The organism is Microbacterium sp. Marseille-Q6648 (assembly GCF_943181415.1).
Taxonomy (GTDB): Bacteria; Actinomycetota; Actinomycetes; order Actinomycetales; family Microbacteriaceae; genus Microbacterium.
Map to the genome: position 1 here is coordinate 628,733 of NZ_CALPBZ010000001.1, position 23,961 is coordinate 652,693.

Here is a 23,961-nt window from a genome sequence, read left to right on the forward strand (position 1 = left end):
CGGTCGTAAGGTGTGGATGCCTGAATTCTCGGGGGCCGTGAAGTCGGGGCGACAGGATTTGAACCTGCGGCCTCCCGCTCCCAAAGCGGGCGCTCTACCAAGCTGAGCTACGCCCCGGGCGGGCTGCGCACGCGGACGCACGCCGAACGGCCCACGCAAGTCTAGCCGACACACCCGCCGCCTGCCCGCGCTGTCCGAGAAGCGGCTCCGGTGCCGCTAGACTTGACCAGCCGCAGTTCGCTGCTGCGGGGATGTAGCTCAATGGTAGAGCCTCAGTCTTCCAAACTGATGGTGCGGGTTCGATTCCCGTCATCCCCTCCATACCGCGATCAGCCCGCCTGCGGGCTCGATCATCCCCGACGTCTCGCCTCGAGGTGTGTCGTCGTGTGGGCGCGATACGCGTCGGCGTTGCGCCGAAGCCCCTCCCGCTCCTCGGCGGTGAGCGCCCGTCGCACCTTCGCCGGGACACCGGCGACGAGTGAGCCGTCGGGGATCTCGGCTCCTTCGAGCACCACCGCTCCCCCGGCGACGAGGCACTCCACGCCGATACGGGCGCCGTTGAGCACCACCGCCCCCATCCCGATCAGCGAGCCGTCGCCGATCGCGCAGCCGTGGATGACCGCGTTGTGTCCCACCGATACGTCCGCCCCGATCACGGCGGGGAAGCCGCGGTCGACGTGCACGGCGACCCCGTCCTGCAGGTTGCTGCCCTCGCCGACGATGATCGTCGCGGCCTCTGCTCGCAGGACGGCGTTGTACCACACGCTGACGGCGGGGCCGAGCGTCACGTCGCCGACGATGCGCGCACCGTCAGCGACGAACGATGTCGGGTCGAGCCGGGGATCCCTCCCGGGTAGCGACAGGATGCTGGCACCTTCGGCGACGGTCATGAGACCGCACTCTACGGCGCGCTCGAGCCCAGCGCCTCTTCGATGGCGGCGGTGTACCAGGGCGCGAGCGTGTCGGCGAAGGTGACCGTCAGATGGTCCTGGTCACGATAGATGTTGGCGCCGCCCACGACCGTGCGGCACCTGTCGGCGTCGCAGAACACGTCGGTGAAGTCCAGCAGCGTGACCCCCGGCATCCCCTCGGCGGCTTCGCGGAGCGGGTCGTCGGCGACGAGCACCTCACCCCGGCCGGCATCGCACTCGGCCTGGTCCCGCGTGCGCAGGCACTTGTTCGGGTCGGTCTCCCACACCGGATTGTCGACCACCGTGACCACCGGGATGCCGCGATCGAGCACCTGGCTCCATGCCTCGCGGTAGCCGGCGACCGCGGCCTCGGCCGACGACCCGAAACCGGCGGACGCGTAGGGCGTGGTCGCGATCGCAGCGGTGAAGACCGCGTCGATCTGCTGCTCCGACATCGCGGTCGTCACGCCCTCGCGCCATTCGCTGCACGCGGCGCCGAACGCACCCGGAGTCGCCAGCGGCGTGGTGTTCCACGGGCACGCGCCCTTGAAGTAGGTGATCAGCCGCCAGCCGTTGTCGTCGGCCATGCGCTGGAACGTGCTCAGCAGCTGGAAGGCATGACTGTCGCCGACGAGCGCGACGGTGGGGGCGTCCTCGGCGTCGGAGCCGAATTCGCACGAGACCGGGCGGGCGTCGTTCAGCTGGACGAAGCACTGCCCGTCGGCCGGCCGATCGACCCCGGCGAACCCGGGGGCGGGGAGGATCGAGTCCGACGGCGCGGCATCCGTGCACCCCTCCTCCAGCACGGCGGCGGCGCCGAAGCAGTCCGGCGGGTCGGCGCGGAGGTCCTCGATCGCCTGCACGCCCTGGCGGTACGCCCCTGCGTTGACCGCCCACGCGCCGCCGGCGACGCCCGCGACGAGGACCATCGCGCCGAGAGAGGCCCACAGCGTGACCCGCGACGGGCGCGAGGTGAGCACCCGCCACGACCTCACCGGATCCTCGACGAAGCGCTTGGTGAGCCACGCGAGGACGAAGCACAGGGCCAGGAGGGCGACACGGTGGTAGATCGTCAGACCCCAGAAGGGCACCGACGGCGCGATGATGATGAGCGGCCAATGCCACAGGTACAGCGAGTAAGAGATGTCGCCCACGAACTGGGCCGGACGCAGCGCGAGCACGCGCGTCGGGTACCACCACCGGTCGGTGTTGGACGCGGCGATGATGGCGGCCGCGCCGAGCGTCGGGGCCAGGGCCGCGTATCCGGGGAAAGGCGTCTGGCCGTCGAAGCGGAACAGCACCGCCAGCAGCGTCAGCACCCCACCCCAGCCGAGGACGAAGCTGATCAGCGGGTGGCGCACCCGCAGGAGCGGGATGAGGGCGACGAACGCCCCTACGCCGAACTGCCACATGCGGGTGAACGTCACGAAGTACGCCGGCGCCGGATCGGTCAGCGTGAACACGACGCAGAAGACGAAGGATGCCGCCGTCACGACACCGAGGGCAACGAGGACGGCACGTCGGCGGGTGGCCCGGAAGTGCTTCACGCCGAGCCACGCGGCGAACAGCAGGATCAGCGGCCACAGGACGTAGAACTGCTCCTCGAGCGACAGCGACCAGTAGTGCTGCACCGTCGTGGGGTCACCCGAGTGATTGAGGTAGTCCGCCGAGGTGAAGGCGAGATACCAGTTCTCGACGTAGAACGTCGCCGCGATGATCTCGCTGACCTCGTTCGGCAGCGCCGACAGCGGCATCAGGTAGGGCGAGCCCGCCACGACCGCGCAGAACAGCAGGACCAGCAGCGACGCGGGCAGCAGCCGGCGGGCGCGTCGGGCCCAGAACTGGGTCAGCCGGACCGTGCCCGTCTGCATCAGCTCGCGCGTCAGGTGCGCCGTGATGAGGAACCCCGAGATGACGAAGAACACGTCGACGCCGACGTACCCGCCGGGGAAGCGCCCCGGCCAGAAGTGATAGAGCACCACGAACAGCACGGCGATCGCGCGCAGTCCCTGGACGTGCGGGATGAACCGCGACGACGTCGCGTGCTCGGGAGACTGTTCGGAGCGCTTCGGCGAAGCCAGGGCATGATCGGCGGACGGCACCCCTCGACGTTAGTGCCTGATCCCGGCCGACCCGTTCAGCGAACCACGGCTGCGGCACGTCGTTAGCCGAGCCTTCGCTTGCTTGCGGAATGGGGAGCGCTGAGTAGCGTTGCACCCAACGTGGCCGGCGCATCTCCGTCGGCCGAGAGGGAGGCAACCGTCATGACCGATATCACCACCACCCCCGCGACCGCCGCCGACCCCACCGTCGCCGCCGGCGTCGCACAGTTCCTCACCCCCGTCGTCATCGGACTCCAGGCACTCGCCGTGAACGGCAAGCAGGCGCACTGGAACGTCCGCGGCGCCAACTTCATCGCGATCCACGAACTCCTCGACACCATCGTCGAGAACGCTCAGAACGGTGCCGACACCGCCGCGGAGCGCATCGTCGCTCTGGGTCTCCCCGTGGACGCACGCGTGTCCACGGTCGCAGCCAAGGCGCAGGCTACTGCCGTCGCCGCCGGCTTCTCGCCCTGGACCGACACCGTGCGCGCCGTGATCGCCGACATGGACCGCGTCATCGTCGATGTGAAGGCCGCGATCGAGGGGCTCGACGAGATCGATCTGACCAGCCAGGACCTCGCGATCTCGATCATGAACGCCCTCGAGAAGGACCGCTGGTTCCTCTTCGCGCACGTCGCGGAGTGACGCTCAGACGCTGACGTGCGTCACGCGGCCGCCCACGATGGTCGCCGCGACGCGCTGACGCCGCAGTTCGGCGTCGTCCGCGGTCAGCGGGTTCCGCTCGCACAGGACGAGGTCCGCGGCCGCGCCCGGCTCGATGCGATCCGGTTCCGACGACCCGCCGTGGGTGGATGCCGCGAGTGCGGTGGCGGCATCCACGCGCTGGTCGGGCTGCCAGGGCGCGCGACCGTCGCGGGTGCGATGCACGGCGGCTGAGATGGCGGCCCAGGGGTCCAGCGGCGACACCGGTGCGTCCGAGCCGAAGAGCAGGTTGGCGCCGGAGTCGGCCAGCGCCCGCAGCGGGTACGGGCGCGCGGGCTGATCCGCCCACAGTGCGTCGGTCAGGTCACGGTCATCGACCGCGTGCTCGGGCTGGACGCTGGCCCCCACTCCCAGTCGCGCGAACCGCGGGATGTCGGTGTGGGCGACGAGCTGTGCGTGCTCGATCGTGCCCCATGCCCCTGTCGCCGCGAAGGCGTCGAGCGCGTGGGTGTTCGCGATGTCGCCGATGGCGTGGATGGCGCACGACAGACCGGCCCCTGCGGCTCGGGCCATGAGATCGCGGAGCTCGTGCGGAGGCACGGTGAGCAGACCGTGTGGATCGCTTCCGCCGGCATAGGCGTGGGAGCACGCGGCGGTGCGGGTGCCGAGCGAGCCGTCGGTGATGACCTTGAGGGGTCCCACCCGGACCAGATCCGAGTCGGCGCCGCGCACCGGATCGCCGGATCTGAGCCCCTCGGCGATCGCGCGGTCGAGCATCGCCGGGTAGATCCCGAACTCCACGCGGAGGACGTCGAACCCCGCCTCCAGGCGCCGCGCCCACGCTTCTTCGTTCCATGACATGTCGAGGTCGACGAGACCGACCACGCCCCGTGCCGCCGCCTCGCGAGACATGCGCTGGACGGCACGATCCGCCGTCTCGGGAGCGACGGCGTTCAGGCGACGTGAGATCTCGAAGGCGGGTTCTTCGCGGAGCACGCCTGTGGGGGACGGGTCCAGGCCCTCACGGCGCAGCGCCGCGGAGTTAAGCCAGACGCTGTGGACGTCGGCGTTGATCAGGTAGGTGGGGGTCTCCCCCGTCCGCGCGTCCAGCGCGGCGAGTGTGGGTTCGTCGGGCCAGAGCGCGTCGCGGAAGCCCGTACCCACCCGGATGCCGGTGTCCTGCGGGTCCGCCTCGCCCATGATCGCAGCGGCATGCGCCGCGGACTCGGCGTGACCGAGCTTCACCCGCTCGGCCGCCAGCGCCCACTGCACGACGTGGACGTGGTGGTCCCACAGTCCCGGCACGAGCCAGCACCCGTCACCGTCGAGGACCAGCCCGTCGAGCGTGAGGAACCCGGCCGGCGCGATATCGACGATCCGGCCCTGCGAGAGCACCAGGTCCATCGGGCCGGCCTCGGGCAGCAGCTCGCTGCCGGGGCCGACGATACGGACGTTGCGCAGGCCCGAGACCGCGTCGCCGACGGCGTGCCTCATCGGCGTCCCCTCGCCTCTTCCGCCCGGCGCATCTCGTCGGCGAGGGCGGAGTCGAGCGGCAGGCCGCGCGCAGCCACTTCGCGCGCGATGGTCTCGACGGTCTCGACGGGCTTGTTCTGGCTGAGTTTGCGCTTGGCCACCACGCGCGACGGGGTGAGGCGGAACCCGACGGTGCCGCGCTCGAGACGGGTGACGAACTCCTCGTCGTTGGGGAGCTCCCACAGACCGCGCGGCTGCGGCATCCCCCGCTCGAAGCGATCGACGAGGCGCTCGAGGACACGGAGGTTCTCGTCGGCCGAAAGGATCTCGGGCACGCCCGACAGGTGCGCCGACACGAAGTTCCAGGTCGGGACCGCCGCGACGTCGCCGTACCATCCGGGCGAGATGTATCCATGGGGGCCCTGGACGACGACCAGCAGTTCGCGTTCGCCCAGACCGTGGACCAGATCGTCGGGCTTGCCGACGTGACCGACGATCGTGAGGTCGTCCCGCCCGCCGTCGAGCATGACGGCGTAGTGCGAGGCGACCAGGCCGTCCTCGGTATGGCTGACGAGGGTGACCCACGGATTCTCGTCGATCAGCCGTCGAAGCTCGGCGACGTCGGTCATGGCGAAGCTGGGGTTCTGCCGCATGGGGTCAGCCCTTCTGACAGTTCGGGCACCAGTACAGCTTGCGACCGGCGGCCTCTTCGACGACCACCTCGGTCCCGCACACGCGGCACGGCAGTCCTGCACGGTGGTACACCCAGTGGCGGTCGTCGCGGTGAGCCATCGCCCGACGGTAGTCCTCGGGCGAGAGATCGTCCATGGTCATCATCTGACCCGTCTCGACACCGATCGACAGCAGGCGAACCCAATCGCGCCAGATTCCGCGGAGCACGTCGACGGGGACGTCCTTGCCGGGAGAATGAGGATCGAGCCGGGCGCGGAAGAGGAGCTCCGCGCGGTACACGTTCCCGATGCCGCTCACCACGGCCGGGTCCATCAGCTGGAGGCCGATCGCCGTGCGCTTGGCGCGCACGGTGTCGACGAAGCGCGCCTCGCCCTCCTCGACGTCGTCCACGAGGGGATCCGGACCCAGCCGGGCGATGGCGGCGGCGACCTCGTCCGGCGTCTGCAGCTCGCACGCGGTCGGCCCGCGCAGGTCGGCGCACGTCGTCTCGGTGAGCAGCCGGAGCCGGACCTGTCCCACGACCGGCGGCGGCCACGTGCCGTCGTCATCCTGAAGGCCCGTGGTCTGCTCCGACATCCGGACGTGACCGCGTGCCCGACGGGGCGCGCCGATCGAGGTCAGCGAGTTCTCGCCGGCGGTGTCGAACACGGCATCGCCGGGGACGACGGCGCCGCGCTGGTTCGTCTGCCCCATCCGGCCGTTCGCCGCGGCGATCGTGGCGTCGATCGAGATGTCGCCGGCGAAGTCCCACGCGCCGTACATGCCCAGGTGCACGCGGAGCCAGATGTCACCGTCGAACTCGAGGAACATCTGCTTGCCCACGGCCCGGACCGAGGTGGCCGTCCGCCCGTCCACGACCGAGGCGCCCTCGGCGAACCGGCCCTGCGGGCTGGAGGCCGACACGGCACGACCCACGATGTTGCGGTCGAACTGTCGGGCGATGCGGTGGACCGAATGCCCTTCGGGCATCGGGTCAGCCCGCTTCGGGGTCGAACGAGCTGTCGTCGGCGTCGAGGACGTCGGGCACACCCGTGACCGCACGCGGGTCGGGCTCCAACGTGCCGTCGGTCTCGTACGCCGCGAGCTGCCGGATCCGCCTCGCGTGGCGCTCCTCGCCCGAGAACGGGGTGGCGATGAACCGGTCGATGAACGACAGCGCCTCATCGAAGGTGTGCTGGCGCGCGCCGATCGCGATGACGTTGGCGTCGTTGTGCTCGCGCGCGAGTTCCGCGGTCGCCACGCTCCACACGAGGGCGGCACGCACCCCGGTCACCTTGTTCGCTGCGATCTGCTCGCCGTTGCCCGAACCCCCGAACACCACCCCGAGCGCCTCGACACCGTCCCGCTGGTCGGTCACGACCGCCTGCGCCGCGCGGATGCAGAAAGCGGGGTAGTCGTCCAGCGGGTCGTACTCGACGGGTCCGTGATCGCGGACCTCGTGGCCCTGCGCGGCGAGGTGATGCTGCAGCTGCGTCGAGAACTCGAGGCCGGCGTGATCGGTCGCGATGTGGATGCGCATGAGCCCAATCCTAGAGTCGCCTAGGGGGCGATCCCGGCCGCCGCCGGCTTGAAGCCGGCCCGGATGTTCTCGCAGCAGCCCGGCCGGCACACGTCGTACCAGGGGCCGAGCGCGGTGCGGTGAGGACGCTCCGCCGCCGGGGTTCCCCGAAGCCGCTCCTCGACGAGATCGATCAGCCCGCTGACGAAGGCCGGATCGATCCCGGGCGTGGGCGTGCGCACCGCGCGAAGGCCGGCGTCGGCCGCCGCCTCCATCGCCTCGGTGTCGAGATCCCACAGCACTTCCATGTGGTCGCTGACGAACCCGAGCGGCACGATCACGACGCTGGTGACGCCCGCGGCGGGCAGGGTCTCGATCACGTCGCAGACATCGGGCTCGAGCCACGGCTGGGTGGGCGGACCGGACCGCGACTGGTACACGAGATCCCACGCGATGCCGAGGGCTCCGTCGACCTCGGCGGCGACGGCGTCCATGACCACGTGCGCGACGGCCATGTGCTGTGCGGCATAGGCGCCGCCCTCGCCGAGCTCGAGGTCGCGTGGACCCGATCGCTCCGCGTCCGCGAGGGGGATGCTGTGCGTGGAGAAGAGCACGCGGATCTCCGCGGCAGGCACACCTTCGGCCAGCAGCCCGGCGATCGCATCGCGCACGCCGTCGACGAAGGGGGCGACGAAGCCGGGGTGGTCGAAGAACTGGCGGACCTTGTCGATGGTCACCGTCTCGCCCAGGCCCGTGGCGGTCAGGACGCGGGCGTAATCCTCGCGATACTGCCGGCAGCTCGAGAACGACGAGTACGCGCTCGTGGCCAGCCCCAGCAGCGTGGTGTGCCCGGCCTCGGCGGCGTCGGTCACGGCCTCCTCGAGGTACGGCGCCCAGTTGCGGTTGCCCCAGTACACCGGCAGGTCGATGCCGCGGCGTGCGAGCTCGGCCTCGAGGGCCTGCTTGAGCGCGCGGTTCTGGGCGTTGATCGGGCTCACGCCGCCGAAGTGCCGATAGTGATGGGCGACTTCTTCCAGGCGCTCATCGGGGATGCCGCGCCCGCGCGTCACGTTGCGCAGGAACGGGATCACGTCGTCCTGCCCTTCCGGGCCTCCGAATCCCGCCAGCAGCAGCGCGTCGTAGGCGACCGGGACCTCGACGTGGCGAGGACCGCCGGATGCGGCATCCGAAGAGAACGGGACGCGGTCGGAGGTGGCGGCGGGGGGCTCGGGATGCTGGTTCGCACTCACCCCACCATCCTGACACCGTTCCGGAGGGGCTGGCGTAGGCTTGAGCGGTTGCCGCCGGCGCCAGCAGCGCCCCCGTGCGGCACCAGAGCTCAGCTCATCGAAGCATCCACCCTCACCCACGGGAGCAAATGCAGTGCCTGGAGAGAACCTCACCCGCATCGAGGCGCAGGAGCGCCGCGCGATCATCGACCCGACCGCCGGTTCCGGCCTCACGTACGAGGTGGCCCTCGATCTGAACCGCGGGGCCGAGGTCTTCGGATCCCGCACCGTCGTGCGTTTCGCCGCGACCGAGGGCGCGTCGACGTTCATCGACCTCATCGCCGGCGACGTGCGCGAGATCGTGCTCAACGGCCGCGCCCTCGACCCCGCCACCGTTTTCGCGGACTCGCGGATCGCCCTCGAGGGCCTGGCTGCGCACAACGAGCTCGTCGTGGACGCCGACTGCCTCTACACCAACAGCGGTGAGGGCCTGCACCGGTTCGTCGACCCCGTCGACGGCGAGGTCTACCTGTACTCCCAGTTCGAGGTGCCCGACTCCCGTCGCGTCTTCGCGGTGTTCGAGCAGCCCGATCTGAAGGCGACCTTCCGCTTCACGGTGAACGCGCCGGCGGCGTGGAAGGTCGTGTCGAACTCCCCCACGCCCGACCCGGTCGAGCACGGCGACGGCACCGCGACGTGGTCGTTCGCGCCGACCCCGGTGATCTCGTCGTACATCACCGCCCTCATCGCCGGCCCGTACCAGGCGACCTTCTCCGAGCTCACGAGCGCGTCGGGTCGTGTCATCCCGCTCGGCGTGTACGCCCGCAAGAGCCTGTGGCAGCACCTCGACGCCGACTACGTCTTCGACAAGACCCGTGAGGGGTTCGCCTACTTCGAGGACAAGTTCGACTACCCGTACCCGTTCGCCAAGTACGACCAGCTCTTCGTCCCGGAGTTCAACGCCGGTGCGATGGAGAACGCCGGAGCGGTGACCTTCACCGAGACGTACGTGTTCCGCAGCAAGGTGACCGACGCCGTGCGCGAGCGCCGCGTCGTCACGATCCTGCACGAGCTCGCGCACATGTGGTTCGGCGACCTCGTCACCATGAAGTGGTGGAACGACCTCTGGCTGAATGAGTCGTTCGCCGAATGGGCGTCGACGATCGCCACGGCCGAAGCCACCGAGTGGACCGAAGCCTGGACCACCTTCAACGCGATGGAGAAGACCTGGGCATACCGCCAGGACCAGCTGCCGTCGACGCACCCCGTGGTCGCCGAGATCAACGACCTCGAGGACGTGCAGGTCAACTTCGACGGCATCACCTATGCCAAGGGCGGCTCGGTACTCAAGCAGCTGGCGGCCTGGGTGGGGACCGACGCCTTCTTCGCCGGCGTCGCCGCGTACTTCAAGAAGCACGAATGGTCGAACACCGAGCTGGTGGACCTCCTCACCGAGCTCGAGACCACCAGCGGTCGCGAGCTGTCGGGCTGGTCGCGCAAGTGGCTCGAGACCGCGGGTGTGAACACGCTGTCGCCCGAGGTCAGGGAGGACGCGAACGGCACCATCACCCGGTTCGCCGTCGTCCAGACCGCGCCTGCGGACTACCCCACGATCCGGCCCCACAGGCTCGGCATCGGCCTGTTCAACCTCGAGGGCGACGCCCTCGTGCGCGTTCACCACATCGAGCTCGACGTGGACGGCGACCTCACCGAGGTCGCCGAGCTGAAGGGTCACGCCCGTCCCGACCTCATCCTGCTGAACGACCACGACCTCGCCTATGCGAAGATCCGGCTCGACGAGCGCTCGCTCGCGACCGCGATCGCGCATCTCGGCAAGATCGCCGATCCCCTCGCCCGCTCGCTGGTGTGGGGTGCGGCGTGGGATCAGACCCGGGACGCGGAGGCCGCGGCATCCGACTATGTCGATCTGGTGCTGGGGAACATCGGCGCCGAGACCGAGTCGACCACGGTGCGCACGACGCTCGCTCAGCTGCTGCTGGCGGCGAACGCGTACGTGGCTCCGGAGCGACGCGATGCCACCCGCGCGAAGGTGGCCGACGGCCTGTGGGCGCTCGCCCAGAGCGCGGATGCCGGCAGCGACAGTCAGCTGCAGTTCGTGACCTCCTTCGCGGCGGCCTCGGCCACCCCGGCGCACGCCGAGACGGTGCGGGGCCTCCGCGACGGCGAGACCACCCTGCCCGGGCTGGAGATCGACACCGACCTGTCGTGGCAGCTGCTGGTGTCGCTCGCCGCGTCGGGCGCCGTGACCGCTGACGACATCGACGCCGCCCTCGCGGCGGACAACACCGCCAAGGGCGGCGAGTTCGCCGCGCAGGCGAAGGCCGCACTGCCCACTGCCGAGGCCAAGTCGCTCGCCTGGGAGTCCCTGATCGACAACGACGATCAGCCGAACACGATCGTGCGCTCGACCGCGCTGGGCTTCGTGCACCCGGCGGGGCTCGCGCAGCTCGAGGCGTTCGTTCCGCGATACTTCGACATGCTGCTGCCGGTGTGGGAGTCGCGCTCCTACCAGATCGCGCAGTACCTCATCGTCGGCCTGTACCCCGCGCCGCTGGCGAACGTCGCACTGCGCGAGGCCACTCGCGGCTGGCTCAAGGCGAACGCGGACGCACCCGCCGCGCTGCGGCGCCTCGTCCACGAGAACCTCGCCGGGGTCGAACGGGCGCTCGCCGTCCAGGAGCGCGACGCGGGCTGACCCCGCCACAACGCACGGCTCGGACGCCTCGGCTGCACACAGGTGCCGCCGAGGCGTCCGTCGTTAGGATCGACCCGATGATGCCCCTCGCCTTCGACACCGCGCTGACCGACCCCGCCCTCTGGCAGGGGGTCGGCGCCTTCTTCATGAGCGTCGGATGGAACGTCCTGACGATCGCGGCGATCATCGTCGGCGCGCTCGTCCTCAGCGCCGTCCTGCGCATCGTCATCCGCCGCGTCGTGGACCGCATCGTGAACGGGGCGAAGTCCAAGGCCAACGTCGATGACACGCAGGCGCTCGAACGTTCTCCGCTGGCGTCGGTGCGACTGGTCCAGCGCACCCGCACCCTCGGCTCCATCCTGCAGAACGTCGTGAACGTCGCGATCGTCATCGTCGCGCTGCTGCTCATCGTCGACGTCGTCGCCCCCACGGCGCTGGGGTCGCTCACGCTGCTGACTGCGGCGATCGGCGCCGGACTCGGATTCGGCGCCCAGAACATCGTCAAGGACGTCCTCAACGGCATCTTCATCGTCGCCGAGGACCAGATCGGCATCGGCGACGTCGTGGACCTCGGGCTCGCGACCGGCATCGTCGAGTACGTGAGCGTCCGGGTCACCCACGTCCGCGACGTGAACGGGACCCTGTGGTACGTCCGCAACGGCGAGGTGACGCGCATCGGCAACATGTCGCAGGGATGGTCGCGGGTTATCGTCGACCTCGGCGTCCCGCCGGACTCCGACATCCAAGAGGTGGAGTCGGCACTCCTCGAGGCCGCGACGACGCTGGCGAAAGACCCGAAGTGGCGCACGCGGATCATCGACAAGCCGGAGATCTGGGGACTGGAGTCCGTCAGCGGCGACGCCCTCGTCATCCGCGTCGTCATGAAGACGCGTGCCGCAGCGAAGGACGATGTCGCGCGGGAACTGCGCGTGCGCCTGCGCGCAGCCGTCGACGCCATCGGCGTGGCGCTCCCCCAGCTCGCCTCCGTCACGCTGAGCGGCATCGAGGGGGCCCAGCGCGTCCGCGGCGCCAATCCGCCCAAGACCAGGCCCAACCCGACGACGCCGGCCACCGACGAGGTGCCCGTGCGCCCCGTATGGCGACCGAAGCGTCAGACGAAGAGGCCCGGCACCACCGAGCCGCCGGCCAGCGGCCCGGCGACCGGCGGCGCCGAGCCGGCGAAGGAGAGCGAATGACCCCCGCCCCCATGTCCTTCTACGAAGAGATCGGCGGTCACGACGCCTTCGTCCGCCTCGTCGACGCGTTCTACCGAGGGGTCGCCGACGACGAGGTCCTGCGGCCTATGTACCCCGAAGAGGATCTGGGCCCCGCCCGGGAGCGCCTGACGCTCTTCCTCGAGCAGTACTGGGGCGGGCCGACCACGTACAGCCAGCAGCGCGGTCATCCGCGCCTCCGCATGCGCCACGCACCCTTCCACGTCAATCCGGAGGCCCGCGATCGATGGCTCGCCCATATGCGGACGGCCGTCGACGAACTCGCCCTGCCGCCGGTGCACGAGGCCACGCTGTGGGACTATCTCGAACGCGCGGCGTACGCGATGGTCAACACCTTCGAGCCCACCGGCATCGGGCCGTCGGCGGGGGCACGATCGGATTCTTCGCTGCCGCTGCGCGCCGCACCCGAGTCGCCGGCCTCAGGCCGGTGACGCTCCTCCGGTCGCCCGGACAGCGGTGAGGCCGGACTTGGCCGGGCCGCGCACCAGCACGTGGCCGCGGTCGAGGGTGAGGCGGGTCCACGCGGGCGCGGTGAACACCCGGGCCTGCTCCTCGCCGGCGACGAACCCCAGCGCGAACGCGGCGAAGGCCGCGCCCAGCGGGAGCTGATCGAGGGCGTCGTCGGCGACGCCCCACACCGATGCCCGGATGCTGCGCACGACGTCCTCGCCAGGATTCTGCGGCATCGCCTCGGCGACCGAGGCTATCCCCCACTGCGCCCGCTGCGCGAGGACGGCTGCGGGGATGGGCGCGCCGGGCTGCCAGCCGGACCGCGGCGGCGAGACCCCCGCCCAGGAGGCGGTCACCGCCGTCTCGGGGAGCACCAGAGCCGTGGCGTCATCGCCCGCACCGGCCACCTGGGCCGCGGCGACGACGAAGTCGCACTGCAGCTCGGGATCGATGGCCAGTGTCCGCATGCCGATGATGGTCGGGGTGGTGTCGAACAGTCCGCGCGGTGCGAGCGGGGCGCACGTCATGGCGAGCACGCCGCGCTCGGCCCGAAGGCGTACGGTTCCCTCGCCGAGAGACGCGGATCGCGCACAGAAGGTGAGGGCGTCCGCGGCGCCCGCGGCATCGGGGAAGAGAAGGCGCTGCGACATCCGCCCTAAACTACCAAGCGATCCGGGGACCACCGGACCGCGCGATACGAGAGGCGGACCTTCTGTGACCGACGAGCATCCGATCGATACCCCGGTGTCGTCGAGCGACAGCGATCCCGTCGCGTCCATGCTCGCCGTGCTCGACCTCGCCGGATCGGACGCCCGCACCACAGAGGACATCTTCACGGGGGTGTCGCAGTCCATGCCGCTGGGCCGCGTGTTCGGCGGGCAGGTTCTCGCACAGGCCATCGTCGCCGCGGAGCGGACGCTGCCCGACGAGCGCATCGTGCACTCCATGCACGGATACTTCCTCCGCCCCGGCGACTCCGCGAAGGGCATCACCTTCGCGGTGGATCGGATCCACGACGGACGCTCCTTCTCGACCCGCCGGACCCAGGCGTTCCAGGACGGGGTCCCGATCTTCTCGATGATCGCGTCGTTCCAGGACGAGGACCCCGGCGTCGATCATCAGGCGGACATGCCCGTCGGGATTCCGGGTCCCGACGAGCTGCCCGACATCGAATCGCACCTGAAGGGCCTGCATCCGATGTCCAAGCGGCTGTTCACGGATCGCCCGATCGACCTGCGCCACGTGCCCGGACCGATCTACCTCGCCGCTGACGACACTCGTCGACCCCATCAGGCGGTCTGGGTGAAGGTGCGCCGACCGATCACCGACGATCCGGCGGTCCACCGTGCCGCACTCGCCTATCTCAGCGACCTCACCATCCAGGAGTCGATCCTGCGTGCCCACGGCCTGTCCTGGGCCACGCCCGGACTGAAGGTGGCGAGCCTGGACCACGCGATGTGGTGGCATCGCTTCGGCCGCGCCGACGAGTGGATGCTGTACGCGCAGGAATCCCCCAGCGCCCGCGGCGGGCGGGGTCTCGCGACCGGGCGGATCTACTCGGCTGAGGGCACGCTCCTGGCCAGCGTCGCGCAGGAGATCATGGTGCGCACCCCGGCCGACGGCGGTGGCCGTCCGGCGTGACCGGCCGGCTAGCCGCGGTGCGCGTAGTCGATCGCGGGCCCGAGATACGGCTCCCAGGCGGCGCGCTCCTGCGCCGAAAGCCGCATCGGGCGTCCCGATCCGGCATCCACCTTGACCACGACGGTCGTGGCGCGCGCGTACAGCGTCTGCGCACGGCCGACGGGACTCATCACGTCGTAGCAGACCTCGATGCTCGACCCGCCGAGCTTGCCGAACCACATCTGCACGTCGAGCGGGTCCCGCTGATACGGCACCGGGCCGAGGTACTCGATCTCCTGGCGCGCGATGAGGGTGAGCACTCCGCTGTGGATGCCGGACTCCAGCACCGCCGTGGGCGGGGCCTGTTCGCCCGGGCCCGGGAGCCAGAACGCCCGCACCCGCGCCTCTTCGAGGAGCTTCAGCATCGCGGTGTTGTTGACGTGGTTGAACGCGTCCAGATCACCCCATCGCAGGTGGATGGGGATGTGCAGCCGCCGCGCGCGAGGCCCGGCGGCTGCAGGCGCCGACGCGTCAGTCACGAGTGAGCTTGCGGTACGCGGAGCGGTGGGGCGTGGCCGCATCCGGTCCGAGGCGCTCGATCTTGTTCTCCTCATAGGCCTCGAAGTTGCCCTCGAACCAGTGCCAGCGGTCGGGGTCCTCGTCGGTCCCCTCGTAGGCGAGGATGTGCGTGGCGATGCGGTCGAGGAACCACCGGTCGTGCGTGATGACCACCGCGCAGCCGGGGAACTCCAACAGGGCGTTCTCGAGGGACTGCAGGGTCTCGACGTCCAGGTCGTTCGTCGGCTCGTCGAGCAGGAGGAGGTTGCCGCCCTCCTTCAGGGTCAGCGCGAGGTTGAGGCGGTTGCGCTCGCCGCCCGACAGCACACCGGCCTTCTTCTGCTGGTCGGGGCCCTTGAAGCCGAACTTCGAGACATAGGCGCGGGAGGGGATCTCGGTCTTGCCGACGGTGATGATGTCGAGCCCGTCGGACACGACCTCCCACAGGGTCTTGTTAGGATCGATGTTCGCGCGGGACTGGTCGACGTAGCTGATCTTGACGGTCTCGCCGATCTTCAGATCGCCGCCGTCGAGCGGCTCGAGTCCGACGATCGTCTTGAACAGCGTGGTCTTTCCCACACCGTTGGGGCCGATCACACCGACGATGCCGTTCGGCGGCAGACTGAAGCTCAGCCCGTCCATGAGCGATCGGTCGCCGAAGCCCTTCTTGAGATTCTTCGCCTCGATCACGATGCTCCCGAGTCGCGGCCCCGGCGGGATCGTGATCTCCTCGAAGTCGAGCTTGCGCGTGCGGTCCGCCTCGGCAGCCATCTCCTCGTAGCGCGCGAGGCGCGCTTTGGACTTGGCCTGGCGGCCCTTGGCGTTCGAGCGCACCCACTCCAATTCCTCGGCGAGGCGCTTGGCGAGCTTCGCGTCCTTCTTGCCCTGGATCGCGAGGCGCTCGGACTTCTTCTCGAGATACGTCGAGTAGTTGCCCTCGTATCCGATGAGGCGCCCGCGGTCGACCTCGGCGATCCACTCGGCGACGTTGTCGAGGAAGTACCTGTCGTGCGTGATGGCGATGACGGCACCGGGGTACTTCTGCAGGTGCTGTTCCAGCCACAGCACGCTCTCCGCGTCGAGGTGGTTGGTCGGCTCGTCCAGCAGCAGCAGGTCGGGCTTCTGCAGCAGCAGCTTGGTCAGCGCGACGCGGCGCTTCTCGCCGCCCGAGAGGGGTGCGATCTCCGCATCCCCGGGAGGAGTGCGCAACGCGTCCATCGCCTGCTCGAGCTGAGAGTCCAGGTCCCACGCGTCGGCGGCATCGATCTCCTCCTGCAGCGTCCCCATCTCGGACAGGAGCGTGTCGAAATCCGCATCCGGATCGCTCATGAGTGCCGAGATCTCGTTGAAGCGATCGAGCTTGGCCTTGATGGCGATCCCGTCCTGGATGTTCTCCAGAACGGTCTTGGTCTCGTCCAGCTCGGGCTCCTGCATGAGGATGCCGACGCTGAAGCCAGGGCTGAGCTTGGCCTCGCCGTTGGAAGGCGTGTCCAAGCCCGCCATGATCTTGAGGATCGTCGACTTTCCGGCGCCGTTGGGGCCCACCATGCCGATCTTGGCGCCAGGGAGGAATGCCATCGTGACGTCGTCGAGGATCAGCTTGTCGCCGACCGCCTTACGAGCGCGGACCATCGAGTAGATGTACTCAGCCATGCGGGATTCTGCTTTCGTCGGTCTTCACACGTCAGCCCCCCAGCCTACCGGCCGTGCTGTGGACCGACGTTCGACCGACCGCGGCAGTGGTCGGCGGCCGCGGCTACCAGTCGATCGGACGCGTCTCGCCGACGAGGCAGCGCCCCTCGACGAGGACGGGCACGACGGTCGACAGCGGCTCGCCGGTGGCCGGGCCCACCTGGCCGATGAGGCAGTCATCTCCCCACCGCACCGAGAACTGGATGCTCTCGGCGGGATTTCCCACCGTCGAGGTGTCGGGCGTGAGCTCCATCTGCGCCTTGTCGAAGCCCGCCGTGACCAGGGCGTCGATGTAGGCCCGGCCCGCAGCCCGGTCACCGCTCCCCCACACGTCTTCCACCACTCTGCGGAACACCGGCAGGTTCGCTTCGGCCGACGCCTCGGGGTCGACCGTCGTCGGCTCTGGAGCCGGCGTGGTCTCCGGTGAGGCCGACGGTGCCGGACCGTCGCTCGACGAGGCGGTCGTGGGCTCGGGTTCAGTCGTCGCAGCGCACCCGCTGAGGACCATCAGTACCGCCAGAACGGCGACCGTCCGGCCTGCTGCCCGGGGCCGTGGGCGGTGACGCTCGAGGAATCGGACCACGGGGCGAGTCTAAAGCGCTCCGCGAAAGGGCTCCGACACCGCCCACCTCCTCGCTCAGAACGGCACCGGATCGGCGGACGTGCTCTCCGGCTCGGCGGTGGCGTCGAGAGGGTCCGGCAGGGAGGCGGTCTCCCACGCATCGGCCGACTCCGGTGCGGATCCGGGCACCGCCCATGCCTGCGGGCCCGCCCCGCCGTCGGATGCGCCGGCGTGCGGGCGGGAGCGCTTCACGAACGCGCTCGTGCCGAAGCGCAGGTCGTGGCCGATCGACTCGGCATCGATGTCGACGGACGTCCCGCGCTTGGAGTCGTTCTCCCACTCCCGAACGAGCGGGCGGCCGGTGACGAGAACGCTCTCTCCCTTCTGCAACGACGCCGCTGCGTGCTCGCCCAGCTGACGGTACGCCGATACCGAGTACCAGGACGTACCGGTGTCGATCCACTGACCGCTGTCGCGGTCGAGTCGACGCCGGTTGCTCGCCAGTCGGAAAGAGGTGACCGTCACCCCGCTGGGCAGCGTCCTCTGCACCGGCGGCGTGGCGACGTTCCCGGTGATCGTGATCGTGTCGTACATGTCATCTCCCGTTCGTTGATCCGGGGACCTTCCCCGGTGGCATCGGTGGCCGGGTGCCCGCCGGTCACCGATGCCACGATCAGACTGTCCGGCCCGACGGGCGAACCCGACGCGGGAGCCGGCGCTGTGGAGGATCGCGACCGGGATCGGGGCTGGGGAGGACAGGGTGCGACGCGACCGGCCGCAAATGTCGGAGCCTGCCCATAGCGTGGGCGGACACGACAGGAAACGGGGCAACCGATGCACACGACACCCGCCCTCGCCGAGCCACGCACGCCGCCGGCGCTCGGGCGCCGCCGTCCGGTTCGCCTGATCGGCGCCGGCCCTTCGCTATGGCGCGTCGTCGACGGACGCGGGGTGGTGATCGGCCACCTGCAGCGCCTCGACGACGACCGCTACCGCGCGCGACGACTGCGTTTCGCGGCGCACGGATTCGTCGACATCGGCGATTTCTGGTCCGCCGACGACGCCGTCTCGGCGTTGCACGACAGCCGCTGACGCGCTGACGTCAGATGACCGGCTCCATCTGGCGGTGGACCGAGGTGGGGGCGCTGTCACGCACGCGGGGCCACGCCTCGGCGAGGATCTCGACCGCGCGGACGAGGTCGCCGCCCGGCGCCGTGAACGGGATGCGCAGGTGACGCTCGTGTCCGCCGTCGACGGAGAGTCCATCCGGCCACGATATCTGAATTGGACTGCCGCGCAGCATCCAATAGTGGAGTTGGATCGACCTGTGACGAGAAGGATTCTGCAGCTGGTGGTCGGGCTCGCCCTCTACGGCGCCGGATGCGCACTCACGGTCCGGGCGGGACTGGGGGTGGACCCGTGGACCGTCCTCGCGGAAGGGATGTCGGCGGTGACGGGCGTCGGTGTCGGGTGGGTCACCAACATCATCGGACTCGTCGTCCTGGCGGCGTGGATTCCGCTTCGGCAGCGACCCGGGATCGGAACCGTCGCCAACATCCTGCTCGTCGGAACGTCCATGCAGCTCACGCTCGGCGTCCTGCCGGTGGCGCAGGGTCTCGTCGGGCAAGGGGCGATGCTGCTGGCGGGGATCGTGATCGTCGCGATCGCGTCGGGCCTGTACATCGGGGCGCGCTTCGGGCCGGGCCCGAGAGACGGGCTGATGACGGGCCTGCACACCCGCTTCGGATGGCCCATCTGGGCGTGCCGGGCCGGCGTCGAGGTGACCGTGCTCGCGCTCGGATGGTCGCTCGGCGGCACGGTCGGCGTCGGAACCGTGCTGTTCGCGCTGCTGATCGGCCCGCTCGTGCACGTCGCGCTGCGCGCGCTCGACACCCGGCGCCCAGCGCGGACTGCCGGCCGGAGGGGCGGATCCGATCGATCGCGCCGACGCATCGCGCCGGTCCGGTGATCCTGCGGCCGGCTGCCGGGGCCGGTGGGGTCAGTGCTCCCGGAACTGAGGCCAATCGCTGCCCGGCGTCATGTGGGAATGCAGCGCGCCCTTGGCGATCTCCATCGTGGGATAGGTGCCGGCGGCCGCGTCGGCCCCGGCCATCGTGACGGTGTAGCCCTCGTCGCTCTTGCGGATCGTGCCGACGACGCCGGACGCCCCGTAGGCGACCCAGAGGGCGTGGTGGGTTTCCGTGGTGCTCATGGGAGAACTCCTTCCGATGCTCCTGACACGAACGCTACGCCAGCTCACGGGTGGGCGGAAGACCCGATCCGGGATGTGCGAACCGGTAATCTGGAACGCGACCCCCAGTAGCTCAGTGGATAGAGCAGCGGCCTTCTAATCCGCCGGTCAGGTGTTCGAATCACCTCTGGGGGACGCGCGGACGGCGACCGTGTCCCGCCCCGTGGCTAGGATGGTCCCCATGGTGGGGGGCTCCGACAACGATCGTCTCGTATGGATCGACTGCGAGATGACGGGACTCGACCTCGCGGTCGACGAACTCGTCGAGATCGCCGTCGTGGTGACCGATTTCGAGCTCCGGCCGCTCGACCCGGGATTTCAGATCGTGATCCGCCCCGACGCCTCGGCGCTCGAGCACATGAACGACTTCGTGACGAAGATGCATGCCTCGTCCGGGCTGCTCGATGAGATCCCGCATGGCGTGACGGTCGCCGACGCCGAGTTTCAGGTCCTCGAGTACATCCAGCGGTTCGCCCCGATCGAGGGAAAGGCTCCGCTGGCCGGGAACACCATCGGCACCGACCGCATGTTCCTCGCCAAGTACATGCCGCGCGTCGACCGCTGGCTCCACTACCGGAACGTGGATGTCTCGAGCATCAAGGAGCTCTCGCGACGCTGGTACCCGCGTGCGTACATCCATGCGCCGGCCAAGGACGGCGGCCATCGCGCGCTCGCCGACATCCTCGAGTCCATTCGCGAACTCGCCTACTACCGGCAGGCCGTTTTCGTGCCCGAACCCGGTCCCACGAGCGACGGCGCACGCGCGGCCGCGGCCTCGGTCGTGTCGTCATTCGCGTCCGGAATATGAGAGAATCGTCTGGTTGCCCACGCGAGTGGGAGACATGGTGGGTATAGCTCAGTTGGTAGAGCACCTGGTTGTGGTCCAGGGGGCCGCGGGTTCAAGTCCCGTTACTCACCCCAATGCTTGAGATGGATGCCGTCGCGTTCGAACAGCTGGTCGTCGCCGAACTGGATGCGCTCCCGGACGACATGGTCGACGGACTGGACAACGTCGTGTTCGTCGTCGAAGACCGTCCCGACGACGGCAGCCTCGATCTGCTCGGGCTGTACGACGGATGGTCGCTCACCGAGCGCGACCGCTACGGCTCCGCGGGAGAACTGCCCGACCGGATCATCGTCTACCGCGAATCGCACCTGGCCGCATGCACCGATGAGGACGAGCTGCGCGACGAGGTCCATACGACCCTCGTCCACGAGATCGCCCACTACTACGGGATCGACGACGCCCGCCTGCACGAACTGGGCTGGGCGTGATGTCCCGCATCGCATCTCCCCTCACCGACCTCGACCTCGACCTCGAGCGTGTCGTCGGCCCGGACGTGCCGTGGCAGACCGTCGTCTGGGACGACCCGGTCAATCTGATGAGCTACGTCACCCACGTCTTCCAGGAGTACTTCGGCTTCCCCAAGGACGTCGCCGAGCGGCTCATGCTGGCGGTTCACCGAGAAGGCCGCGCCGTCGTGGCCGAGGGCGCGCGCGAGCAGATGGAACTGCACGCGCAGGCGATGCACGACTACGGGCTGTGGGCCACGGTGAACCGGGTGTCGACGTGACGGGGCGCATCGTCGTCGTCGACATCACCCGTCTCGAAGCCCGGCACCTGCGGCTCCTCGTGGAGCAGTTCCGCGACCTCGTGGCCGAGACGGACGCCGGCGGCGACGACCCCGCCCTGCGCCGTCTGTCACCCCCCGCCTACCCCGACGACGCCCGAGCCGCAGCCGAGTTCCGCTCGCTCACCGCGTCCGATCTCCTCGAACGGCGTCGCGCGGACGCCGAGACCGTCATGGAGTCGCTGACAGGTGCGGCGACCGTTGCGGACGACGATGCGGACGCGACCGACACCGTCGGGTTGGTGCTCGACGAAACCGAGACGCGAGCGTGGCTTCGCACCCTCGCAGCCGTGAGACTGGTGATCGCGACTCGCCTCGGCGTCGAGGAGGGCACCGCCCATGACGACGACGACCCTCGCTTCGGCGTCTACGAGTGGCTGGGCTACCGCCTCGAAGGGCTGGTCCGCGCCGTCGACGGCACGGACTGAGTCACGGCACCTCGAAGACGTGGGTCGCTCGTGCCCGCGGGTCGTCCCGGTCGATGTGCACGCTCTCCTGATGCGCCCAGCGCTCCCAGTGGGGCCGGTACGCCTCCCCGTCGCGGTCGAGCGCGCGGCGCCGTCGTGCGGCAGCCGGCGCGTCGAGCCACACGCTGACGTCGGCCAGCCTGGCCGTCTTCTCGGTCAGAATGCCCGCACCCTCGACGATCAGCGGAAGCGACGGATCGATGGCGTGGGCCTCCGCATGCTCGCTCCGCTCCCAGTCCCACCGCTGCCAGACCCCGACGAGCCCTCGCGCGTGCGGATGCAGGATCGAGGCGAAGGCGGCCTCCACCCCTGCGTCGAGGCCGTCCCAGCCCGGATAGATCGAATCCATGGCCACGGATTGCACGCGTCCCCGCCCAGGCCAGAGCGCCACGAGCCGGCGGGCGAGCGAGGACTTGCCGGCGCCGCTGCGACCGTCGATCAAGATGACCGGATTCGCGGCGGACAACCTGACGACGTCCGCCAGCACCTGCGTCGCGGCGGTGTCCAGCGCGCGGGCGAGGGGGTCCGGCTTACTTCTTGAGGGCGCGGATGACACGGCTGAGAGCACGTCCGGCGACCCAGACGAACGGGATGCCGACGGCCAGCAGCGATACCAGGTTGGGCTCGAAGCGCAGGTCATCGCCCCGGCGCACGTAGGCGCCGACCGGGAACGTGTATCCCCCTCCCCCGCCGCCGCCGTTGCCGGACTCGTCGGAGCCGCCGCCGAATCCTGTCCACGTGAGGGCGACCGGGATGAGCTTCACCCCATCCACGTCCTGCTGCTCTCCATAGGCGCTGGTGACTCCGAGCGCGGCGGACTGCTTGGCGAGTTCGAGTGCGATGTTGGGCATGTGTCCACGCTACTCGTCAGAGGCGCGCCTGCCCAGGCGCGCGCGATCGGTGTCCGATCCGTTCTCCTCGGGGTGCGGCACGCGTGGGTGCGAAGGCAGCGTCCCACCGCCTCGGGCGGTGCCGAGCAACGCTGCACGCGTCACAGCCCCCCGCCCGAATCGCGCTGCCGCTCCGTCGAGGGCATCCTCGACCCGCCGCCACTCCTCGTCATCGTCCCAGAGGGCCGGAGGCGCCGCTCCGGCCGGGACCAGCCGTTCGGCCCGTACACCGATCAGCCGGACGGGAAGGGCCTGGTCCACGGCGGCGAACAGATCCAGAGCGGCCCGACCGATGCGCTGTCCGACTGCGGTCGGCTCGGACAGCGTCAGCGACCGGGAGATGGTGGTGAAGTCGGAGAACCGCACCTTGACAGCCACCGACGAAGCCTCCCACCCGCCGTGACGCAGGCGAGCACCCACCCGATCGGCGAGCCGACGCAGTTCGGTACGCAGGACGACGGCGTCCGTCACGTCCTCGTCGAACGTCTCCTCATGTCCGACGCTCTTCTCGACGCGAAGGGTGTCGACCTGTCGAGGGTCGATTCCGCGGGCGAGATGCCAGATCCGCTCGCCCATCGCGGGGCCGAGCGCACGCTCCAGCACCGGCCGGGGAGTGGCGAGGACGTCGCTCACCGTCCGGATGCCGCGACTTTCCAGCGCCTCGGACGCCTTGGGGCCGACGCCCCAGAGGGCACGCACCGAGCGCGGTGCGAGGAATCGTGCGGTGTCCGCCTCCGCGACGATGAGGAGCCCGTCCGGCTTGCTGATCGTGGAGGCCATCTTGGCGACATGCTTCGTGGCCGCCGCGCCGATGCTGCACGTGAGTCCCGTCTCCTCCTTCACCCGGCGGCGAAGGTCACGGGCGATGACACCCGGGCTTCCCCACAGCCGTCGCACCCCCCGCACGTCGAGGAAGGCCTCGTCGATCGACAGCGGCTCCACCAGCGGCGTCACGTCTCGGAAGAGCTGCATGACCTGGCCCGAGAGCTCGACATACCTGGCGAAGTGCGGTGGCACCACGATCGCGGTCGGACAGAGGCGCAGAGCCTGTCCCACCGGCATCGCGGAGCGCACCCCGAACCGTCGAGCCTCGTACGACGCGCTCGAGACCACGCCCCGCCCCTCCGGGGCGCCGATGATGATCGGCTTGCCCCGCAGCGAGGGGTCGTCGAGCACTTCGACGGCGGCATAGAACGCGTCCATGTCGACGTGGAGGATGCCGGCGCCGGTGTCGTCGGCATCGACCGGCGACACGAGCCGACCGGTTCCGTCTCCTCGTCCCATAGGCCGATTCTCTCCCGGACCGCCGACTCGCGC

At 69.9% G+C, this 23,961-nt stretch carries 28 protein-coding genes and 4 tRNA genes; 14 read left to right on the forward strand and 18 right to left on the reverse strand.

Going from position 1 to position 23,961, the window contains the following annotated elements; all coding sequences use genetic code 11:
* Nucleotides 1-43 precede the first annotated feature (43 nt).
* Nucleotides 44-117 (reverse strand) — tRNA-Pro (locus NFR93_RS02985).
* Between the two features lie 130 nt (nucleotides 118-247).
* Here NFR93_RS02985 and NFR93_RS02990 point away from each other — a divergent pair.
* Nucleotides 248-321 (forward strand) — tRNA-Gly (locus NFR93_RS02990).
* A 29-nt stretch (nucleotides 322-350) separates the two neighbouring features.
* On the opposite strand, the gene NFR93_RS02995 is transcribed toward NFR93_RS02990, so the two are convergent.
* Together NFR93_RS02995 and NFR93_RS03000 are read right to left on the reverse strand one after the other, a co-directional pair.
* Nucleotides 351-890 carry a gamma carbonic anhydrase family protein gene (locus tag NFR93_RS02995; protein WP_251449899.1) on the reverse strand — a complete coding sequence of 180 codons (540 nt, stop codon included), beginning with the start codon at nucleotides 888-890 and terminating at the stop codon, nucleotides 351-353.
* An 11-nt stretch (nucleotides 891-901) separates the two neighbouring features.
* The gene (locus NFR93_RS03000; RefSeq protein WP_251449901.1) at nucleotides 902-3,013 is read right to left on the reverse strand and encodes an acyltransferase family protein; all 2,112 of its coding nucleotides are present in this window, start codon (nucleotides 3,011-3,013) and stop codon (nucleotides 902-904) included.
* A 162-nt stretch (nucleotides 3,014-3,175) separates the two neighbouring features.
* On the opposite strand from NFR93_RS03000, the gene NFR93_RS03005 reads away from it, so the two are divergent.
* A complete protein-coding gene (locus NFR93_RS03005) occupies nucleotides 3,176-3,661 on the forward strand; it encodes a Dps family protein (protein WP_251449903.1) in 486 nt (161 codons plus the stop codon).
* Nucleotides 3,662-3,664: 3 nt separating this feature from the next.
* Here NFR93_RS03005 and NFR93_RS03010 read toward each other — a convergent pair whose 3' ends face one another.
* Genes NFR93_RS03010 through NFR93_RS03030 form a run of 5 tightly spaced genes read right to left on the reverse strand, consistent with a single transcriptional unit; the run spans nucleotide 3,665 to nucleotide 8,593 of the window.
* A complete protein-coding gene (locus tag NFR93_RS03010; RefSeq protein ID WP_502846249.1) occupies nucleotides 3,665-5,173 on the reverse strand; it encodes an amidohydrolase in 1,509 nt (502 codons plus the stop codon).
* Complete coding sequence (locus NFR93_RS03015) at nucleotides 5,170-5,805, reverse strand: FMN-binding negative transcriptional regulator (protein WP_251449905.1); 636 nt, start codon at nucleotides 5,803-5,805, stop codon at nucleotides 5,170-5,172. The genes NFR93_RS03010 and NFR93_RS03015 overlap by 4 nt, the downstream gene beginning before the upstream one ends.
* A 4-nt stretch (nucleotides 5,806-5,809) precedes the next feature.
* On the reverse strand, nucleotides 5,810-6,814 hold the full coding sequence (locus NFR93_RS03020) for an Fpg/Nei family DNA glycosylase (RefSeq protein ID WP_251449907.1): 1,005 nt from the start codon (nucleotides 6,812-6,814) through the stop codon (nucleotides 5,810-5,812).
* A gap of 4 nt (nucleotides 6,815-6,818) precedes the next feature.
* A complete protein-coding gene (locus NFR93_RS03025) occupies nucleotides 6,819-7,364 on the reverse strand; it encodes a ribose-5-phosphate isomerase (protein WP_251449909.1) in 546 nt (181 codons plus the stop codon).
* 20 nt (nucleotides 7,365-7,384) lie between these two features.
* Nucleotides 7,385-8,593 (reverse strand): ferrochelatase, encoded by a 1,209-nt coding sequence (locus NFR93_RS03030; protein WP_251449911.1) that lies wholly within the window; start codon nucleotides 8,591-8,593, stop codon nucleotides 7,385-7,387.
* A gap of 133 nt (nucleotides 8,594-8,726) precedes the next feature.
* Here NFR93_RS03030 and pepN point away from each other — a divergent pair, with 133 nt between their 5' ends.
* The 3 genes from pepN to NFR93_RS03045 all read left to right on the forward strand — a co-directional run bounded on the left by pepN (nucleotide 8,727) and on the right by NFR93_RS03045 (nucleotide 12,954).
* Complete coding sequence (gene pepN, locus NFR93_RS03035; protein WP_251449913.1) at nucleotides 8,727-11,288, forward strand: aminopeptidase N; 2,562 nt, start codon at nucleotides 8,727-8,729, stop codon at nucleotides 11,286-11,288.
* Between the two features lie 77 nt (nucleotides 11,289-11,365).
* Nucleotides 11,366-12,484, forward strand: coding sequence for a mechanosensitive ion channel family protein (locus NFR93_RS03040; RefSeq protein WP_502846250.1), 1,119 nt, complete (start codon nucleotides 11,366-11,368; stop codon nucleotides 12,482-12,484).
* Complete coding sequence (locus NFR93_RS03045; RefSeq protein WP_251449915.1) at nucleotides 12,481-12,954, forward strand: globin; 474 nt, start codon at nucleotides 12,481-12,483, stop codon at nucleotides 12,952-12,954. Before NFR93_RS03040 ends, NFR93_RS03045 begins: the two co-directional genes overlap by 4 nt.
* Here NFR93_RS03045 and NFR93_RS03050 read toward each other — a convergent pair.
* The gene (locus NFR93_RS03050; protein ID WP_251449917.1) at nucleotides 12,943-13,623 is read right to left on the reverse strand and encodes a DUF8185 domain-containing protein; all 681 of its coding nucleotides are present in this window, start codon (nucleotides 13,621-13,623) and stop codon (nucleotides 12,943-12,945) included. The genes NFR93_RS03045 and NFR93_RS03050 overlap by 12 nt on opposite strands.
* A gap of 127 nt (nucleotides 13,624-13,750) precedes the next feature.
* Here NFR93_RS03050 and NFR93_RS03055 point away from each other — a divergent pair, with 127 nt between their 5' ends.
* Complete coding sequence (locus NFR93_RS03055; protein WP_251451455.1) at nucleotides 13,751-14,614, forward strand: acyl-CoA thioesterase; 864 nt, start codon at nucleotides 13,751-13,753, stop codon at nucleotides 14,612-14,614.
* Between the two features lie 8 nt (nucleotides 14,615-14,622).
* Here NFR93_RS03055 and NFR93_RS03060 read toward each other — a convergent pair whose 3' ends face one another.
* The 4 genes from NFR93_RS03060 to NFR93_RS03075 all read right to left on the reverse strand — a co-directional run bounded on the left by NFR93_RS03060 (nucleotide 14,623) and on the right by NFR93_RS03075 (nucleotide 17,999).
* Complete coding sequence (locus tag NFR93_RS03060) at nucleotides 14,623-15,132, reverse strand: acyl-CoA thioesterase (protein WP_251449919.1); 510 nt, start codon at nucleotides 15,130-15,132, stop codon at nucleotides 14,623-14,625.
* A complete protein-coding gene (gene ettA / locus NFR93_RS03065; RefSeq protein WP_251449921.1) occupies nucleotides 15,125-16,804 on the reverse strand; it encodes an energy-dependent translational throttle protein EttA in 1,680 nt (559 codons plus the stop codon). Before ettA ends, NFR93_RS03060 begins: the two co-directional genes overlap by 8 nt.
* A 103-nt stretch (nucleotides 16,805-16,907) precedes the next feature.
* Complete coding sequence (locus NFR93_RS03070; RefSeq protein ID WP_251449923.1) at nucleotides 16,908-17,426, reverse strand: DUF6993 domain-containing protein; 519 nt, start codon at nucleotides 17,424-17,426, stop codon at nucleotides 16,908-16,910.
* 54 nt (nucleotides 17,427-17,480) lie between these two features.
* Nucleotides 17,481-17,999 (reverse strand): single-stranded DNA-binding protein, encoded by a 519-nt coding sequence (locus tag NFR93_RS03075; RefSeq protein WP_251449924.1) that lies wholly within the window; start codon nucleotides 17,997-17,999, stop codon nucleotides 17,481-17,483.
* Between the two features lie 240 nt (nucleotides 18,000-18,239).
* On the opposite strand from NFR93_RS03075, the gene NFR93_RS03080 reads away from it, so the two are divergent.
* Nucleotides 18,240-18,497: a hypothetical protein gene (locus tag NFR93_RS03080; protein ID WP_251449925.1), complete on the forward strand. Its 258-nt coding sequence runs from the start codon at nucleotides 18,240-18,242 to the stop codon at nucleotides 18,495-18,497.
* Nucleotides 18,498-18,507: 10 nt separating this feature from the next.
* On the opposite strand, the gene NFR93_RS03085 is transcribed toward NFR93_RS03080, so the two are convergent.
* The gene (locus NFR93_RS03085; protein WP_251449926.1) at nucleotides 18,508-18,708 is read right to left on the reverse strand and encodes a hypothetical protein; all 201 of its coding nucleotides are present in this window, start codon (nucleotides 18,706-18,708) and stop codon (nucleotides 18,508-18,510) included.
* A 24-nt stretch (nucleotides 18,709-18,732) separates the two neighbouring features.
* On the opposite strand from NFR93_RS03085, the gene yczE reads away from it, so the two are divergent.
* Nucleotides 18,733-19,374, forward strand: coding sequence for a membrane protein YczE (gene yczE / locus NFR93_RS03090; protein WP_251449927.1), 642 nt, complete (start codon nucleotides 18,733-18,735; stop codon nucleotides 19,372-19,374).
* Nucleotides 19,375-19,404: 30 nt separating this feature from the next.
* On the opposite strand, the gene NFR93_RS03095 is transcribed toward yczE, so the two are convergent.
* Nucleotides 19,405-19,617: a methyltransferase gene (locus tag NFR93_RS03095; protein ID WP_251449928.1), complete on the reverse strand. Its 213-nt coding sequence runs from the start codon at nucleotides 19,615-19,617 to the stop codon at nucleotides 19,405-19,407.
* Nucleotides 19,618-19,718: 101 nt separating this feature from the next.
* On the opposite strand from NFR93_RS03095, the gene NFR93_RS03100 reads away from it, so the two are divergent.
* The 6 genes from NFR93_RS03100 (at nucleotide 19,719) to NFR93_RS03125 (ending at nucleotide 21,715) form a co-directional block, all read left to right on the forward strand.
* Nucleotides 19,719-19,791: transfer RNA gene (locus tag NFR93_RS03100), tRNA-Arg, on the forward strand.
* A 46-nt stretch (nucleotides 19,792-19,837) separates the two neighbouring features.
* Complete coding sequence (gene orn / locus NFR93_RS03105; RefSeq protein WP_251449929.1) at nucleotides 19,838-20,464, forward strand: oligoribonuclease; 627 nt, start codon at nucleotides 19,838-19,840, stop codon at nucleotides 20,462-20,464.
* A 37-nt stretch (nucleotides 20,465-20,501) separates the two neighbouring features.
* Nucleotides 20,502-20,577, forward strand: a tRNA-His gene (locus NFR93_RS03110).
* Nucleotides 20,578-20,931 carry a metallopeptidase family protein gene (locus NFR93_RS03115; RefSeq protein WP_251449930.1) on the forward strand — a complete coding sequence of 118 codons (354 nt, stop codon included), beginning with the start codon at nucleotides 20,578-20,580 and terminating at the stop codon, nucleotides 20,929-20,931.
* Entirely contained in the window at nucleotides 20,931-21,230 is a 300-nt protein-coding gene (gene clpS, locus NFR93_RS03120; RefSeq protein ID WP_502846251.1) for an ATP-dependent Clp protease adapter ClpS, read from the forward strand. Before NFR93_RS03115 ends, clpS begins: the two co-directional genes overlap by 1 nt.
* On the forward strand, nucleotides 21,227-21,715 hold the full coding sequence (locus NFR93_RS03125; RefSeq protein WP_251449932.1) for a DUF2017 family protein: 489 nt from the start codon (nucleotides 21,227-21,229) through the stop codon (nucleotides 21,713-21,715). The genes clpS and NFR93_RS03125 overlap by 4 nt, the downstream gene beginning before the upstream one ends.
* Nucleotide 21,716: 1 nt before the next feature.
* Here NFR93_RS03125 and NFR93_RS03130 read toward each other — a convergent pair whose 3' ends face one another.
* From NFR93_RS03130 to NFR93_RS03140, 3 genes are read right to left on the reverse strand one after another with little or no spacing between them, the layout of a single operon-like run.
* Complete coding sequence (locus NFR93_RS03130) at nucleotides 21,717-22,310, reverse strand: nucleoside/nucleotide kinase family protein (protein WP_251449934.1); 594 nt, start codon at nucleotides 22,308-22,310, stop codon at nucleotides 21,717-21,719.
* On the reverse strand, nucleotides 22,285-22,605 hold the full coding sequence (locus tag NFR93_RS03135) for a hypothetical protein (RefSeq protein ID WP_251449936.1): 321 nt from the start codon (nucleotides 22,603-22,605) through the stop codon (nucleotides 22,285-22,287). Before NFR93_RS03135 ends, NFR93_RS03130 begins: the two co-directional genes overlap by 26 nt.
* A 9-nt stretch (nucleotides 22,606-22,614) precedes the next feature.
* Nucleotides 22,615-23,928: a DNA polymerase IV gene (locus tag NFR93_RS03140; RefSeq protein WP_251449938.1), complete on the reverse strand. Its 1,314-nt coding sequence runs from the start codon at nucleotides 23,926-23,928 to the stop codon at nucleotides 22,615-22,617.
* Nucleotides 23,929-23,961: the final 33 nt, after the last annotated feature.